Genomic DNA, 16,502 nt, shown 5'->3' with positions numbered 1-16,502 from the left:
ACCCACTTGCATAATATATATAAGACTTTGTAGTTATCTATAAACCAAACAAAACGGTGTTGAAGCCATATACGAAACCTATACTATTTGTAATTCTTGCCAGTCTTGCCATTACGGGGTGTTCCCGTAAAAAAAGCACATTTTTAAGTAGAAATTACCATGCCGTTACTGCGGAATACAACGCGCTGTACAACGGCCATAACGCATTGGAGCTGGGCACCACAAGCCTTAACGATGGCTATCAGGACAATTATTGGGAGGTGCTGCCTATTGAGCGGATGCAGATTTCGGAGGAAATTATTTTGCCGGGGCAGTCCAAAAATGAAAACTTCACTAGGGCTGAGGAAAAGGCGGCCAAAGCCATTCAGAAACACAGCATCAATGTTGAGGGCAAAGAGTATAATCCTCAAATGGATGAGGCCTATTTGCTTTTGGGTAAAGCCCGGTATTTTGACCAGCGTTTTGTGCCGGCCTTGCAGGCTTTCAACTACATTTTGTATAAATACCCAGCGAGTGATAAAATCAATCAGGCCAAGGTATGGCGCGAAAAGACCAACATTCGTTTGGATAATAGTGAGTTGGCTATTAAAAATCTTAAACGCCTGTTGCGTCAGGAAGATTTGGAAGGTCAGGATTTGGCCGATGCTACCTCAATGTTGGCCCAGGCCTATTTGAATACTAAGGTGGTTGACACGGCCATCACTATGCTTGAAATAGCGTCCAACGCTACAAAAAGTAATGATGAGCGTGGGCGTTACCGATTTATTCAAGGGCAATTGTATAATCAATTGGGTTACAAAGACAGCGCCAATATCGCTTTTGATAAGGTGATTGAGCTAAACAGGAAAACCCCAAGAATCTATATGATTACCGCTCATTTAGAGAAAATCAAAAACTTTGATTACGAGAATGGGGATAAATTGGCATTAATAGAGTTGCTGGACGAATTGGAGGAAAACCGAGAAAACAGGCCGTTTTTGGATAAGATTTATCACCGTATTGGTTCACATCATTTAACGAACGGTTCAGATTCTCTGGCGGTCAGTTATTTCAATAAATCCTTGCGCACCAATACACCTGATAAGATTTTGAAATCCAAGAACTACGAGATTTTAGGGGATATGAATTTTGACAAGAGGTTGTATGCCGATGCTGGAGCTTATTATGATAGTACTTTGGGCAACCTAAAACTCAATTCCAAACCATATCGCGTTATCAAACGCAAGCGAGACAATTTGGAGGATGTGATTTATTATGAAGGCATCGCCAAAGTGGATGATAGTATTTTGAGACTTGTCAATCTTTCCGATGCTGAAAAATTGGATTATTTCCAAGGTTTGGTGGATAAACTTAAAGAAGAGGCTGAAGAAGAAAAGGAGAAGCAGGAGGCCCTGGAACGCAACAGTTCAGGATTGGCCACTGTAAACAATCAATTATCGAGGGCCAATATTGGTCAGCGGGCCGCACTTGCAAATCAAGGACAGGCCAACACCTTTTATTTTTACAACCCCACCACAGTGGCTTACGGTAAAAATGAATTTAGAAAAGTTTGGGGCGATAGAACTTTAGAAGATAATTGGCGATGGGCCAATAAAGGAATTTCCAGTGGTTCGACCGGAGGAATTTCTGGAACTGATATTGTTGCAAGTGCCTCGGAAGAAGAACGTTTTGACCCCCAGTTTTATATCTCCAAAATTCCGTCAGAAGAAAAAGAAATCGATAGTATTTCAAAAGAACGCAATTACGCCTATTACCAACTGGGCCTGATTTACAAAGAAAAGTTTAAGGAGTATAATTTGGCAAAGGATAAATTTCAGGAATTATTGGAAAGCAATCCCGAAGAACGTTTGATATTGCCCTCAAAATATAATTTGTACAAAATCTATGAGTTTTTGGGCCAAAATGACGAAGCTTCAATTGCCAAGGAGGATATCATTTCAAAATATCCAGATAGCCGATATGCAGCCATTTTGAACAACCCCGAAGATGTATCTGATAAAGATGAAAACAGCCCTATCGTGCTTTATGAAAATCTTTATGCCGTCCATCAGAAACAGGATTATCAAATGGTAATTGATAAATGTGAGGAGCATATTAAAACTTTTGATGGTGAGCCGGTAGTGCCAAAATTTGAGCTACTGAAAGCCACGGCTACGGGACGCTTGTACGGTTTTGATGCCTATAAAAAAGCGTTGAATTATATTGCAGTAACCTATGCCAATACACCAGAGGGTCAGGGCGCACAACGTTTGGTGGACGAAATGATTCCTAAGATAGAAAGCAAGGAATTTGTGAACGACAGCATTGCCGATAATTTCAAGGTGGTGTTTAAATTCAAAAGGGATAAACCTGAAAAAATTGAGAAGTTTAAAACCGTTTTGGATACGGTTTTAAAAAACGTAAGATATTATAAATTAGACTCTTCCGTTGATGTTTACGATACAAATACTACCTTTGTAGTGGCCCACGGACTAAGAACGGCCGGTGTGGCAAAGACCTTTCACCAAATATTATTGGACAAAGATCAAAAGAAAATTAAAGAGCCCTACTTTGTAGTTTCATCTACAAACTACCAAATTCTACAAATTCATAAGAATTTGGACACCTACTTAAACTTGAACACCAATTAAAAACAAGATGTTATGTTCTCTGAAAACAAAAAAGATAAGCACATGACCGAATCAACATCAAACCAAAACATTATAGCCCAAGGCACTAAAATTGTTGGAGACTTCAACAGTGAAGGCGATTTTAGAGTGGATGGTACCATTGAAGGCAATATCAAAACTACAGGTAAACTTGTAGTTGGAAAAGAAGGTTATATCAAAGGTACCCTCCAAGGCACTGACGCCCATTTTGAAGGTAAATTTTCTGGGAAGCTATCGTTGTCAGGAACATTGACCTTAAAATCTTCGGCTTTTATTGAAGGCGAGGTTACTGTTGGTAAGCTTGCAGTGGAGCCAGGAGCTACTTTTAATGTGACCTGTGTGATGAAAGGCACCGTAAAACCAATGACCAACGGAGGTGAGCCAGCCAAAAAACAACAAACCGAAAAGACCGCTTAAAAATGTTGCCATTCTTTCGGGGATTGCCATTCAAATGGGAGTAACCATTTATCTTTTTGTCCTTTTAGGCAAATGGTTGGATGGCAAATTCAATAATGGCGATAAACTTTATATTATCATCATGACCCTTCTTGGCGTGGCTGTATCCCTTTATGCCGTTTTAAAACAAGTCAATCGAATCAATAATGATGAGTAACCCTTTCATCAATTTCGCATTGAAAGCAAGTGGCGCATTGTTACTTGCCTTTTTTTTACACTTGGGGGTGCTTTGCGCCTTAAACTGTCACCTTTTTGAAGATCATATTGTGCTGTCGTATGTCATCAACCTTATTCTTGTTTTAAAGGTTTTTGGCATCCTTTATTTATTGCGTTATAAATATAAAGGACAACTCGGTTTTCTATTTTTGGCCGGGAGCATCATCAAATTCGCCGTATTTTTTATTGTATTCCATCCAAGGTTCAAGGCAGACGGGGTTATCACCAAGCTGGAGTTCGCCTCTTTTTTCGTTCCATATTTAGTCGGATTAATTTTAGAAACGGTAAGCCTAAGCAAATGGCTTAACAAACTCGATGAAACCTCCTCGTAATCAATAAACAAACATATCCTCAAATAAAAAGAAAAATTGTTTTTGTTTTTGAGATAAAAACATACCTTTGCACCGATTTTTAAGCCACTATTATTTAGAGTGATATGCGAAAAAAACTAGCTTTAAAGCCAATTACATTTTTACTGTTTTTGTTAACCTTTGTTTCTTATGGAAAAGACAAAGGGCATTCCGAAGGAAAAGATACCGAGGAATATGTTAAAGAATACATTCAGCATCACTTAAAAGACTCCTACGATTTTAACCTCTTTTCATACACGGCTGATTCTGGTGAGGAAAAGCACGTAGGCTTCCCGCTTCCAGTAATTTTATGGGATGACGGTTTAAAAGTCTTTTCATCTTCAAAATTCCACCATGGCGAAACCGTGGCCGAAGTGGATGGAAGCTATTACAAATTGCACCACAGTAAAATATACAAGGTAGATGGCCCCAATGGCGAAATCATTGAGGACGATCATCATCATGCCTTAAACGAAAAGCCATTGGATTTTTCATTGACTAAAAATGTGTTGATGATTATGATGGTGTTTGCATTGATGTTCTTTATGTTCAGCAGAATGGCGAAGGCCTATGCAAAAAACAATGGCATGCCAAAGGGATTGGGTCGTTTTTTAGAGCCGATTGTATTGTATGTGCGGGATGAAATTGCCATTCCGAACATTGGTGAAAAGCATTATAAGCGTTACATGAGTTATTTATTGACCGTATTTTTCTTTGTGTGGATTATCAACCTATTTGGTTTGACGCCAATAGGGATGAACGTCACAAACAATATTGCGGTAACCTTATGTTTGGCGTTGATTACATATTTTATCACCACCTTTTCAGGAAACGCCAACTATTGGAAGCACATATTTTGGATGCCAGGAGTGCCATGGCCGATGAAAATCGTTTTGGCTCCTATTGAATTGTTAGGAACATTCATCAAACCTTTCGCTTTAATGATTCGTTTGTACGCGAATATTACTGCGGGTCACGTCGTATTGATGAGTATTATTGGAATGATATTCTTGTTCCAAAATTGGATTGGTAGTTCATTGTCATTCCTGTTGGCATTTGTTTTAGCTATTCTAGAGCTGTTAGTTGCAGCTTTACAAGCATATATTTTTACGGTACTTTCAGCGCTTTACTTTGGTATGGCCGTGGAGGAACACGATGAGCACCACTAATACAGGTGTTTTTTAATTTTTTGAATGTTTAATTAATTAAATACATATTTATGGAAATTCCAGCTATCGTAGGAGCAGGTTTAGTAGTAATTGGAGCCGGTATCGGTATTGGTAGAATCGGTGGTTCTGCCATGGAAGCAATTGCACGTCAACCTGAAGCTACAGGAAAAATTCAAACAGCTATGCTTATTGCAGCAGCTTTGATTGAAGGTATTGGATTTGCTGCATTATTCGCAGTATAAAACAAACAAAGAAACAGCTATAACGGTTGGTTATAGCTGTTCTTTTAATTAAACATCAGGTATTTTATAATATAGATTATTATGGGAAAATTATTTGAAGACTTTTCATTAGGGTTATTTGTTTGGCAAGCAGTTTTGTTTATTGCTTTAGTTTTTCTATTGAAGAAATTTGCTTGGAAACCAATATTGGATTCAGTTAACAGTAGAGAAGAAGGTATTAAAGACGCTTTGGATGCTGCTGAAAAAGCAAAGTTGGAAATGCAAAACCTTCAGGCTGATAACCAAAAGTTGTTAAAGGAGGCCAGAGCTGAACGTGAAACCATGTTGAAAGAAGCAAGGGATATCAAAAATAAAATGATTGAGGATGCTAAAGGTGAGGCACAAGCTGAAGCAGCGAAGTTAATCACTCAAGCACAGGCAAGCATAGAAAGTGAAAAGAAAGCAGCTATTGCCGATTTAAAATCGCAAGTAGCTAATTTATCTATTGATATTGCTGAAAAGGTGGTTCGTGGAGAATTATCAAATAAAGGTAAGCAAGAAAAGTTAGTAGAGTCTATGTTGGACGATGCTACTTTAAACTAATAGAATTATGGCAGGAACAAGAGCAGCTATACGTTACGCAAAAGCAGTTTTGAGTTTAGCCCTTTCAGAAAAAAGGGCTGAAGCGGTTGACAAAGACATGAAAGCTATTGCCAGTACTATTGCCAAAAGCGATGAGTTGAGCAGTATGCTAAACAACGCCGTAGTTAAATCTGACACCAAGAAAACGGCATTACTCGCTATTTTCCCAAAATTAAATAGCATTACTACTGGTTTATTTGACGTATTGATTTCCAATAAACGTATTGATATTTTAAATGACGTTGCTGTAAACTATAGCACTTTATTTGATGCGCATAATGGGAAGGAGACTGCTCAAGTAACTACAGCAGTGCCATTAACGGCAGCTTTGGAATCAAAGGTTTTGGCTAAGGTAAAGGAGTTAACCAATAAAAAAGTTGAGTTAGAAAATATAGTAGATGAAAGCATCATTGGAGGTTTCATCTTAAGAGTTGGAGACAAGCAGTACGATGCAAGTATCTCTAACAACCTAAACAAACTAAAAAGAGAATTTACATTAAATTAAAATAAGATGGCAGAAGTAAAACCAGCTGAAGTATCAGCAATCTTAAAAAAACAACTTAAAGGTTTTGAAGCCTCAGCTTCGTTAAATGAAGTAGGAACAGTGCTTACCGTTGGAGATGGTATTGTACGTGCATACGGATTGTCTAACGCACAATATGGTGAGTTGGTAGAATTCGATGGTGGCCTGGAAGGTATTGTACTTAACCTTGAGGAAGACAACGTTGGTATCGTACTTTTGGGTGCTTCGGTAGGAGTTAGTGAAGGCTCAACTGTAAAGCGTACAGGACGTATTGCTTCTATCAATGTTGGTGAAGGTATTGTTGGTCGTGTTGTTGATACATTAGGTAACCCAATCGACGGTAAAGGTCCAATTTCTGGTAAAACGTACGAAATGCCTTTAGAGCGTAAAGCACCTGGGGTAATTTTCCGTGAACCGGTAACTGAGCCATTACAAACGGGTATCAAGTCTATCGATGCGATGATTCCTGTTGGTCGTGGTCAACGTGAGTTGGTAATTGGCGACCGTCAAACTGGTAAAACAACAGTTTGTATTGATACCATCTTAAATCAAAAAGAATTTTACGATGCAGGTGAGCCTGTATATTGTATATATGTTGCCGTAGGTCAAAAAGCATCTACTGTGGCAAACATCGCTAAAACTTTAGAAGATAGAGGTGCTTTAGCTTATACAACTATAGTTGCGGCAAACGCATCAGATCCTGCACCAATGCAGGTATATGCACCAATGGCAGGAGCTGCAATCGGTGAGTATTTCAGAGATACTGGTCGTCCAGCATTAATTATTTATGATGATTTGTCTAAGCAAGCAGTTGCATACCGTGAGGTATCTTTGTTATTAAGAAGACCCCCGGGACGTGAAGCATATCCTGGAGACGTTTTCTACTTACACTCTCGTTTATTAGAGCGTTCAGCTAAGGTGATTAACGATGATAGTATCGCTAAGGACATGAACGATTTACCAGATTCATTGAAACCTTTAGTGAAAGGTGGTGGTTCATTAACGGCCTTGCCAATCATTGAAACACAAGCAGGTGACGTATCGGCATATATCCCAACAAACGTAATTTCGATTACTGACGGACAGATATTCTTGGACGGTGATTTGTTTAACTCTGGTGTACGTCCAGCAATTAACGTGGGTATTTCGGTATCTCGTGTGGGTGGTAACGCTCAGGTGAAATCGATGAAGAAAGTATCAGGTACATTAAAATTAGACCAAGCGCAGTTCCGTGAATTGGAAGCGTTTGCGAAGTTTGGTTCTGATTTGGATGCCGTTACTTTAAATGTAATTGAAAAAGGTAAGCGTAACGTTGAAATCTTAAAGCAAGCACAAAACGATCCTTTTACTGTTGAAGACCAAATTGCAATTATCTATGCCGGTTCTAAAAACTTGTTGAGAGATGTACCGGTAGAAAAAGTAAAAGAATTTGAAAGAGATTTTATTGAGTTCCTAAACGCTAAACATAGAGGTGTTTTGGATACCCTAAAAGCTGGAAAATTAACTGATGAGGCTACAGATACATTAACAGCTGTTGCTAAGGATTTATCAGGAAGGTATAAATAAGTTCAGAGTTTTTAAAACTCTAATTTTTAATTGTCACTCTGAGCGCAGTCGAAGAGTCTTTATAAAATAACATTCGAATAATACAAAAGAATGGCGAACCTTAAAGAAATACGTAACAGAATATCATCGGTATCTTCAACGATGCAGATTACCAGTGCCATGAAAATGGTATCGGCTGCAAAGTTAAAGAAGGCACAAGATGCTATTACGGCAATGCGCCCTTATGCGGATAAGTTGACCGAACTTTTACAAAGTTTAAGCGCGACTTTGGATGCTGATTCTGGAAGTAAGTTTTCAACCCAACGTGAAGTTAATAAAGTACTTATTGTCGCTATCACATCTAACAGAGGTTTGGCAGGTGCGTTTAACTCAAACATCATTAAAGAAGTAAATAGATTAACTTCTGAAACCTATGCAAATCAGGAAGTGTCTTATGTGGCCATAGGTAAAAAGGCGAATGATGCGTTTAAAAAATCAAAAAAGGTCGTTGCAAACCATAGTGCGGTTTTTGATGATTTAACGTTTGAAAATGTTGCTGCCATTGCACAAGAACTTATGGATAAATTTGTTGTTGGCGATTTTGATAAGATTGAAATCGTGTACAACAAATTCAAAAATGCGGCGACTCAAATCGTGATGACAGAACAGTTTTTACCGATTGTTCCCGTTGAAGGTGAAGCAAATGCCAACGCTGATTATATTTTTGAGCCATCAAAAGTTGAAATCGTTGAGCAATTGATTCCAAAATCTTTAAAAACACAATTGTATAAAGGCATTAGAGATTCTTTTGCCTCAGAGCACGGTGCACGTATGACAGCCATGCATAAAGCAACGGATAATGCTACTGAGTTAAGAGATCAGTTGAAATTAACTTACAATAAGGCCCGTCAAGCGGCCATTACCAACGAAATTTTAGAAATTGTTGGTGGTGCGGAAGCGTTGAATAATTAACAAATTCCTGCGAACGCAGGAACCTCATTAATGACAAGCTTATTAGACCTGTCAGGTTTCCAAAACCTGACAGGTCTTTTTTCTCTATGGTTTATTTGGTATAACTTTTGAACTCGTACTTTTAGAACAAAGGATTATGAAATTATTAAAACACCTATTGCTTGCATTTTCCGTTTGTGTCGGATGTCTTCAATGTGCCAGTACCCAAAAACTTGAAGATAATCCTCCATTGGGAATAGGTCAAATTTCATATACAGAGCAGAATACCAATTCTGCTGTGGGTAGCATCTTTATTCCTATAGAATCGAATCCAAATAATTTGCAACTAGATAGTATTCTATTCCGAGGAAAAATTACAAAATTGAATCTTTCAAAGAAAAACTTGTACTCAGGCTCTTTTCCAAAAATAGATTTTATCATGAGCGATGAACCCTATGCGGAGCATGCTAACGAATTACCAGAATTACCACCAAAACAGTTTTCTAAATTGAAGGCGGGTGAGGCCGTGATTTTTTATGAATTAAACAATAAAACGCATTATTTCAAAGTTTCTGGAGTCGCAAAGCAATAGTTTTTCACAATAAATTGGCGCAAATTATAATCTTTGCTTAACAGGTTCTAATAGTGTATTTTTAGTGGCATAAAACCTATCCTTTGGGCGGACTCAAAACATTATTCAAACAAACTTTTATTTATGGTTTAGCTACTGTGCTTCCCAGAATGTTGAGTTTTTTGCTCACACCACTTTATACACATGTGATGGCCGTAGGCATTTATGGCAAAGTATCCATCATTTTTTCCTGGTTTGCCATTTTTAATGTGATTTTGGCCTACGGCATGGAAACGGCCTTTTTTCGTTTTTTTAACAAGGAAGAGCAGCAGGAAAAAGTAGTTGGGACGGCAACATTGTCCATAGTTTTCACATCTTTAGCGATATTCCTTTTGGCATTTTTGTTTAAGCATCAAATTGCCGAGATAACGGATATTAAAGTACAACATATTAGCTTCGTCATTTGGATTCTATTGCTTGATGCGCTGGTAATTATCCCTTTTTCCTGGTTACGAGCCAACGCAAAACCTGTTAAATATGCAATTATAAAAATTGTTAACGTGGCCATCAATATTGGCTTTAACTTATTCTTCTTTTTGCTTTTGGCTGATTTGGCCAACAATAATGACCTTTTTAGTTCTATTTACAAACTCGATTTCGAAATCAGTTATGTATTAATTGCCAATTTGATTGCAAGTGCATTCACATTGGCATTGATGCTGCCATTTTATGGTAAGATCAAATATATTTTCGACGCTCAGTTATGGAACCAAATGATGAAATATGCGCTTCCGGTGCTTGTTGCAGGACTGGCATATACTACCATTGAAACTTTTAACCGCATTTTATTGGAGAGCAGTTTATCCACAGCTGAGAATCCTGAGGAGGAAGTTGGGATGTTTTCGGCATGCTACAAATTAGCTTTGTTTATGACCCTTTTTGCCACAGCATTTAGATTGGGCATCGAACCCTATTTTTTTAGCCATGCCAAAAGTGAAAATCCGCAGAAGAATTACGCCAGAATTTTGGAGTCTTTCGTCGCTTTCGGAGCTGTGATTCTATTGGTTGTCGTAGTATTTTCAGATATTTTGAAAGTCATAATTATCAGGGATGAATCCTACTGGGAAGCCATGTGGATTGTACCCATCATCTTGGTGGCTAGTTTTTGTTTGGGCATTTATCATAACCTTTCAGTTTGGTATAAAATAACGGACCGCACAAAGTTTGGAGCATATATTTCCGTAGTTGGGGCCATAATTACTTTAGCTCTAAACATTTGGCTGATACCCATTATAAGTTATAAAGGTTCAGCAATTGCTACTTTAGCGGCTTACGGCACTATGGTATTGTTGTCTTATTATTTCGGAAGGAAGTATTACCCAATACCCTACAATTTAAAAAAAATGGGAGCCTATTTGTTGCTTTCAATTGGATTTTCGATCCTGTCTTTCTATCAATTTAGAGGTCAATATATTATTGGAATTTCGTTGTTAGTTGTATTTTTGGGCATCGTATATTTTTCTGAAAGAAAACTGATTAAAACCTTACTAAATAGATAAATGAAAATAAAAATCATCAATAAATCTACCCATGATTTACCCCATTATGAAACCATCGCTTCCGCGGGAATGGATTTAAGGGCTAACATTTCAGCATCAAGAGTGTTAAAACCTTTAGAGCGCAGTATTGTGGGAACCGGACTGTTTATTGAACTCCCAGTGGGATTAGAAGCCCAAGTGCGCCCTAGAAGCGGGTTAGCCGCTAAGAAGGGAATTACAGTACTGAACGCCCCTGGCACGATAGATGCAGATTACAGAGGTGAAATAGGCGTTATTTTAGTCAACCTTTCCAATGAAGAATTTACCATCCACAATGGTGAGCGTATTGCGCAACTGATTATTGCCAAGCACGAACGTGCTGAATGGGTTCAGGTAGAAGAATTGTCGTCAACTGATAGAGGTGAAGGAGGATTTGGTAGCACAGGAACCAAGTAACAAATTCCTGTGAAAGCAGGAATCTCAGAATCGGTTGAAATGAAACTTTGGTATGTCTACATAATGGCAAATAGGAAAAATGGAGTTTTGTATATAGGTGTAACTGATAATATCGAAGAAAGAGTAAAAGAGCATAAATTAAAAGTTTTTCCCAAATCGTTCACTGCGAGATATAATTGTGATAAGCTGATTTATTTTGAAGGATTTGAATCTGGAGAAGAGTCAGCAAAGCGAGAACGGCAGTTCAAAAAATGGAAAAGGGATTGGAAAATTGAGTTGATTGAGGATATGAATCCGAGTTGGATGGATTTAAGTATGAATTGGAATTTAGATTTTAATAAATTAAAACGATATAAATAAGAGATTCCTGCTTTGGCTGGAATAGTGTTTAACCTAAAAAGAGATACCCGCTTCCGCGGGCATTAATATGAAAATAATAGTCCCAATGGCCGGTCGAGGTTCTCGATTGCGCCCACACAGTTTAACTGTACCAAAGCCATTAATCCCGGTTGCCGGACAACCTATTGTACACCGTTTGGTAAAAGATATTGCTAAAGTGTTGAAGCAACCAATTGATGAGATAGCCTTTGTTTTAGGCGACCCGGCATGGTTTGGGGATGATGTGGTATCAAGTTTGGAAGATTTGGCCAAAAGTTTAGGAGCCAAGGCCTCCATTTACCGCCAAGATAAACCTTTAGGAACGGGACATGCCATTATGTGTGCCAAACCTTCATTGTCTGGGGCGGCTGTAATTGCTTATGCTGATACGCTAATACGGGCTGAGTTCGATTTAGACCCAAATGCTGATAGTGTGATTTGGACAAAACAAGTGGATAATCCTGAAGCATACGGTGTTGTAAAATTGAATGAAAATAATGAAATTATCGAACTTGTTGAAAAACCAGAGAATTTCGTATCAGACCAAGCCGTGATTGGGATTTACTATTTCAAGGATGTTGCAGTTTTAAAGGATAAGCTGCAAGAAATTCTGGATGAGAACGTTATGAATGGTGGTGAATACCAAATTAACGATGGCATCAAGCGTATGATGGTAGATGGGAAGGTATTTAAAACAGGAACTGTGGATGAATGGATGGATTGCGGGAATAAGGCCATCACCATAGAAACCAATCAGCGCATGTTGGGCTTTTTGAAGTCGGATGGTGAAGAGCAATTAGTAGCATCTTCTGCTAAACTCGAAAATTCCAATATTATTGAGCCTTGTTTCGTGGGTGAAAATGTGGTGTTGAAAAACGCCACTATCGGCCCCTTTGTTTCCATCGGAAATGGTACGGTTATTGAAAACTCAACTATTGAAAACAGCTTGATTCAGACCGATTCTGAAATAAAAAATGCCAAGTTGAACAATGCGATGATCGGGAATCATGTGAAATATAATGGTGATTTCACTAGTATAAGTATTGGGGATTATTCAGTTTTGGAATAGCTATTATAAGGAAATTAGGCATGTATATCGTATTATATTCATTTAAAGTCAAACCTGGCCAAGAGCATGTATTTATTGAAGGCTGGAAGGGATTGACACAACTGATTTATCAATACGAAGGAAGTTTGGGCTCAAGATTGCATAAAAAGGCTGATGAAGAATATGTGGCTTACGCGCAGTGGCCTTCTAAAGAAAAGTTTGAAAGTTCAGGAAGTAATTTACCAGAAGAAGCAAACAGGTTTAGAAGTTTAATGAAAACATCCTGTGAGGCCATTAAAATTGCAGACAAATTTGAAGTTATTGAGGACTTGCTTTCAACAAAACCATATGATTAAAAAGGGTTGCAACATATTACTTTTACTTGTTGGAATTTTTGTTTTTCCACAGGTAAGCTTTGCCCAAGTAGATTTCAACAAAACTCCAGATGATGATTTAGGAGTTGTTGAAGACAAATTTCAAGAGTTTTTCTTTGAAGCCTTAAAGCAGAAAGGTATCGAAAATTATGAAAAGTCTGTTGAGGCCTTGCAACAATGTATCGCTTTGGATAAAAGCCCTGCCGTGTTATATTTCGAGTTAGGCAAAAACTACATGAAGCTGAAAAACTTCGGTGAGGCCGAAGATGCCCTAAAGGAAGCTGTTGATAAAGATCCTGATAACGAGTGGTATCTCGATGAGCTTTATGGGTACTATGTGTCTCAAAACGAATTAAAAAAAGCCCTAAAAACCGTTCAGCAATTGGTAGAGTACCACCCAGATTACAAAGAAGATTTAGCTACGCTATATCTTAAAATGGAAAAGTTTGACGACGCTTTAGGGGTATTGGATGAACTTGATAAAGCCTACGGTATTTCCATTTCAAGGGATATCATGCGCAATAAAATATACCAGATTACCGGTCGTACTAAAGACCAAATTGAAAATCTGGAATCTCGCATTGAAGATAATCCTGAAAAAGAGTCCAATTACTTGGCTTTGATTTACAGATATAGCGAAAACAATGAAAAGGAAAAAGCTTTTGAAACGGCTAAGGAATTGCTAAAGGTCAACCCCAATTCGCAGGTAGTACATTTGGCGCTATACAAATTTTATTTGGACGATGATAATACCGAAGAGGCCATTAAATCAATGAAAATTGTTGTGAAAAGCAATGAAATAAAACCAGAAGCCAAGTTAAAAGTGCTTTCAGATTTTGTAGGCTTTGTGAAAGAATATCCACAGTACGAGGCGGATTTAGTAGAGACTACTACTCTTTTAGATGGTAAAACCAATGCCAAAACCTTAACGGATTTGGGCTATTATTATTTAAGTAAAAACGACAAAGCCAAAGCGATACACTATTTTCAGGAAGCATTAAAGTTAAACGGAGACGATTTCAATATCATAAAAAACGTCTTGTTGCTTCAAATCGATTTGCAACTGTTTGATGATGCCACTCAAAAAAGTGAAGAGGTTATCCAAAAATTTCCTGCACAGCCTTTAGGTTACCTAATTAATGGTGTGGTCTTAAATGCACGGCAAAAACCGAACGACGCCATTTCAGTGTTGGAATCGGGATTGGATTGGGTTATTGATAATCCTAAAATGGAATCCGATTTTTATTTACAGTTAAGCAAAGCTTACGAAATGTTGGGCAATATGGAAAAATCGGGTGCGTTTATGAAAAAAGCGAAAGCGTTACAATTTTCCACAGGTAATTAAAAAAGTATTGAAGTTTGAAACAAACACGTAATATTATAATCATCTTAGTTCTTAGTTTTGGTGTTTTTGGGTGTAAATCCTCAAAAACCGTAGCTGAAGGCGATGCCAATTTAAAACTTTCGGCACGGCAGTTGATTAAAGAAAACGGCAAGAAATCCCCGGAATTTAATACGCTTCAGTCCAAATTAAAGATTACCTATTCCGAAAAGGACAAAAAGCAATCGCATACGGTGAGCTATCGTATGAAAAAAGATGAAGTGCTTTGGATGAGTGCCACTTTTGGGATCATTCGGGCAAAAATTACGCCTAGCAGTGTTGCGTTTTACAATAAACTGGACAACACGTATTTTGAAGGCGATTTTAAATATTTCAGTAAACTTTTGGGGACCGAATTGGATTTTCAAAAGATCCAAAATATCATTTTGGGTGAGGCCTTATACAATTTAAAAGACGATTCCTATAAGGTTTCGGTGCATGAAGGCAGTTATGTGTTGCAACCCAAAAACCAGCGGGAACTATTCGAAATTTTCTTTCTTTTGAATCCCTCGCATTATAAAATTCAATCACAGCAGTTGACACAATTTTCGGAGCAACGGCATTTACAGATTGACTACTTGGCACACCAGGAGGTGGAAAAGGAAGTTTTACCAGAACATGTAAAAGTCATTGCTGTTGAAGGGGATAAGGAGTTAATTGCCGAACTGGAGTTCAAATCCGTGTCCTTAAATGAAGACATCCGATTTCCATTTAAAATCCCTTCTGGATTCAAGAAGATAGAGCTTTGATGGTAGCAAAAAACCAAATATTAAAGGGTCTGATTATATTTCTTTTTCTTTCATGTAGCTACCCGTTGCTTGGGCAATCCGGTAAACAAAAACTGCTGGAAGACCGTCGGCAAGAATTACGAAAAGAAATCCAAAAAATAAATGCATTAAGGGCAGAAAACAAATCCAAAGAGAAATCACAACTGTCTTTGATCGAGGACTTCAACTATAAAATAAGTGTGCTGAACAACTTGATTAAGGTTACCAATCAACAGGCAAATTTGCTTACCAGGGAAATCAATAATAATCAAAAACAGATTTCAAACCTTAGAAATGAATTAAAATTACTGAAGGAGGATTACGCCGCCATGATAGTGAAGTCCTATAAAAGCCGAAATCAGCAAAGCAGGATTATGTTTTTGTTGTCCTCAAACGATTTTAAACAGGCCTACAAGCGATTGCAGTATATGAAACAGTATACCAATCATCAGAAGGAACAGGGGGAAACCATCAAGGCCAAAACTGCGGAATTACAGCAGATCAATCAAAACTTACTGGGACAAAAAAAAGAGAAGGACAAATTAATTGCGGAGAACCGAACTACTCAAAAAACACTACAAAAAGAGCGAGCGCAGCATCAGGAATTGATGGCGTCCATCCGAAAGAATTTAAGTAGATATACGGCTCAAATCAAAGCAAAACAACGTGAAGCGGATAGAATTGACAGAGAAATAGAACGCATCATTCGTGCCGAAATAGCCAAATCCAATAAGGGTTCAAGAACCACTAAAACCAGTAAGTCCAACTTTGCATTAACAGCGGAAGAGAAAGTATTGGCCAATAGCTTTGTCGCCAATAAAGGGAAACTGCCTTGGCCAGTCGAAAAAGGGTTCGTAAAGGTGCGCTATGGCACCCAACCGCACCCTATCGACAGATCGTTGACCATCAAAAGTAATGGCGTAAGGATTTCCACTGAAAAAGGAGCAAAAGTCCGCGCCGTTTTTGATGGAACCGTCAGCAGAATTGTGCGTATAAAGAACGCCAATCCCATTGTAATGGTCCGACATGGAAATTACATTACCGCTTATAAAAACCTTCATAAAGTAACGGTAAAAGAGGGCGATAAAGTAAAAACCAAACAGGAAATAGGAGAGGTTTTTACCAATCCTACTACAGGCGAAACCGTACTCAACTTTGTGGTGTTTAAGGATTTAAAAACTCAGAACCCTGCGAGTTGGATTTATAGGATGTAGCATACCTGCAAGGTTTTCAAATCCTTTTAGATATCATGAATTAAATTGGGTTGT

Annotated in this window: 19 protein-coding genes; all 19 read left to right on the top strand. The window is 38.1% G+C overall.

All coding sequences use genetic code 11. The features are described 5' to 3' along the window. The first annotated feature begins 59 nt into the window (after positions 1–59). The 19 genes from porW to H7U19_RS08540 all read left to right on the top strand — a co-directional run bounded on the left by porW (position 60) and on the right by H7U19_RS08540 (position 16,448). Positions 60–2,630 carry a type IX secretion system periplasmic lipoprotein PorW/SprE gene (porW, locus tag H7U19_RS08630; protein ID WP_186561363.1) on the top strand — a complete coding sequence of 857 codons (2,571 nt, stop codon included), beginning with the start codon at positions 60–62 and terminating at the stop codon, positions 2,628–2,630. Between the two features lie 12 nt (positions 2,631–2,642). Continuing rightward, on the top strand, positions 2,643–3,065 hold the full coding sequence (locus tag H7U19_RS08625) for a bactofilin family protein (protein WP_186561361.1): 423 nt from the start codon (positions 2,643–2,645) through the stop codon (positions 3,063–3,065). After that, positions 3,025–3,261, top strand: a complete 237-nt coding sequence (locus tag H7U19_RS08620) for an AtpZ/AtpI family protein (protein WP_343069087.1) — start codon at positions 3,025–3,027, stop codon at positions 3,259–3,261. The genes H7U19_RS08625 and H7U19_RS08620 overlap by 41 nt, the downstream gene beginning before the upstream one ends. Next, a complete protein-coding gene (locus H7U19_RS08615; protein WP_246454705.1) occupies positions 3,251–3,652 on the top strand; it encodes a hypothetical protein in 402 nt (133 codons plus the stop codon). The genes H7U19_RS08620 and H7U19_RS08615 overlap by 11 nt, the downstream gene beginning before the upstream one ends. Positions 3,653–3,756: 104 nt before the next feature. Next, positions 3,757–4,839 carry a F0F1 ATP synthase subunit A gene (gene atpB / locus H7U19_RS08610; protein WP_186561359.1) on the top strand — a complete coding sequence of 361 codons (1,083 nt, stop codon included), beginning with the start codon at positions 3,757–3,759 and terminating at the stop codon, positions 4,837–4,839. 50 nt (positions 4,840–4,889) lie between these two features. Continuing rightward, the gene (gene atpE / locus H7U19_RS08605; protein ID WP_102756010.1) at positions 4,890–5,081 is read left to right on the top strand and encodes an ATP synthase F0 subunit C; all 192 of its coding nucleotides are present in this window, start codon (positions 4,890–4,892) and stop codon (positions 5,079–5,081) included. Positions 5,082–5,162: 81 nt separating this feature from the next. Continuing rightward, complete coding sequence (locus tag H7U19_RS08600) at positions 5,163–5,663, top strand: F0F1 ATP synthase subunit B (RefSeq protein WP_186561357.1); 501 nt, start codon at positions 5,163–5,165, stop codon at positions 5,661–5,663. A gap of 7 nt (positions 5,664–5,670) precedes the next feature. After that, positions 5,671–6,207 (top strand): ATP synthase F1 subunit delta, encoded by a 537-nt coding sequence (atpH, locus tag H7U19_RS08595; protein WP_186561355.1) that lies wholly within the window; start codon positions 5,671–5,673, stop codon positions 6,205–6,207. A gap of 6 nt (positions 6,208–6,213) precedes the next feature. Then, positions 6,214–7,791 carry a F0F1 ATP synthase subunit alpha gene (atpA, locus tag H7U19_RS08590; protein ID WP_186561354.1) on the top strand — a complete coding sequence of 526 codons (1,578 nt, stop codon included), beginning with the start codon at positions 6,214–6,216 and terminating at the stop codon, positions 7,789–7,791. 90 nt (positions 7,792–7,881) lie between these two features. Further along, positions 7,882–8,742: an ATP synthase F1 subunit gamma gene (atpG, locus tag H7U19_RS08585; protein ID WP_186561352.1), complete on the top strand. Its 861-nt coding sequence runs from the start codon at positions 7,882–7,884 to the stop codon at positions 8,740–8,742. Between the two features lie 136 nt (positions 8,743–8,878). Beyond that, entirely contained in the window at positions 8,879–9,313 is a 435-nt protein-coding gene (locus H7U19_RS08580) for a hypothetical protein (protein ID WP_186561350.1), read from the top strand. Between the two features lie 83 nt (positions 9,314–9,396). Continuing rightward, a complete protein-coding gene (locus tag H7U19_RS08575) occupies positions 9,397–10,851 on the top strand; it encodes an oligosaccharide flippase family protein (protein ID WP_186561348.1) in 1,455 nt (484 codons plus the stop codon). Next, positions 10,852–11,286 (top strand): dUTP diphosphatase, encoded by a 435-nt coding sequence (gene dut / locus H7U19_RS08570; RefSeq protein WP_186561340.1) that lies wholly within the window; start codon positions 10,852–10,854, stop codon positions 11,284–11,286. A gap of 39 nt (positions 11,287–11,325) precedes the next feature. Beyond that, positions 11,326–11,646: a GIY-YIG nuclease family protein gene (locus H7U19_RS08565; RefSeq protein ID WP_281386165.1), complete on the top strand. Its 321-nt coding sequence runs from the start codon at positions 11,326–11,328 to the stop codon at positions 11,644–11,646. A 67-nt stretch (positions 11,647–11,713) separates the two neighbouring features. Further along, positions 11,714–12,733, top strand: a complete 1,020-nt coding sequence (locus H7U19_RS08560) for a sugar phosphate nucleotidyltransferase (RefSeq protein WP_186561339.1) — start codon at positions 11,714–11,716, stop codon at positions 12,731–12,733. A gap of 20 nt (positions 12,734–12,753) precedes the next feature. Beyond that, positions 12,754–13,068: an antibiotic biosynthesis monooxygenase family protein gene (locus H7U19_RS08555; RefSeq protein WP_186561337.1), complete on the top strand. Its 315-nt coding sequence runs from the start codon at positions 12,754–12,756 to the stop codon at positions 13,066–13,068. Continuing rightward, on the top strand, positions 13,061–14,431 hold the full coding sequence (locus tag H7U19_RS08550; protein WP_186561335.1) for a tetratricopeptide repeat protein: 1,371 nt from the start codon (positions 13,061–13,063) through the stop codon (positions 14,429–14,431). Before H7U19_RS08555 ends, H7U19_RS08550 begins: the two co-directional genes overlap by 8 nt. Before the next feature lie 14 nt (positions 14,432–14,445). Continuing rightward, complete coding sequence (gene lolB1 / locus H7U19_RS08545; RefSeq protein WP_186561332.1) at positions 14,446–15,216, top strand: lipoprotein insertase outer membrane protein LolB1; 771 nt, start codon at positions 14,446–14,448, stop codon at positions 15,214–15,216. Then, positions 15,216–16,448, top strand: a complete 1,233-nt coding sequence (locus H7U19_RS08540) for a murein hydrolase activator EnvC family protein (protein WP_186561544.1) — start codon at positions 15,216–15,218, stop codon at positions 16,446–16,448. Before lolB1 ends, H7U19_RS08540 begins: the two co-directional genes overlap by 1 nt. Positions 16,449–16,502: the final 54 nt, after the last annotated feature.

Origin of the sequence: Hyunsoonleella aquatilis (assembly GCF_014270105.1) — a bacterium.
Lineage (GTDB): Bacteria > Bacteroidota > Bacteroidia > Flavobacteriales > Flavobacteriaceae > Jejuia > Jejuia aquatilis.
The sequence above is the reverse complement of the archived record's forward strand: the minus strand, read 5'-3'. Positions and strand labels throughout refer to the sequence as shown.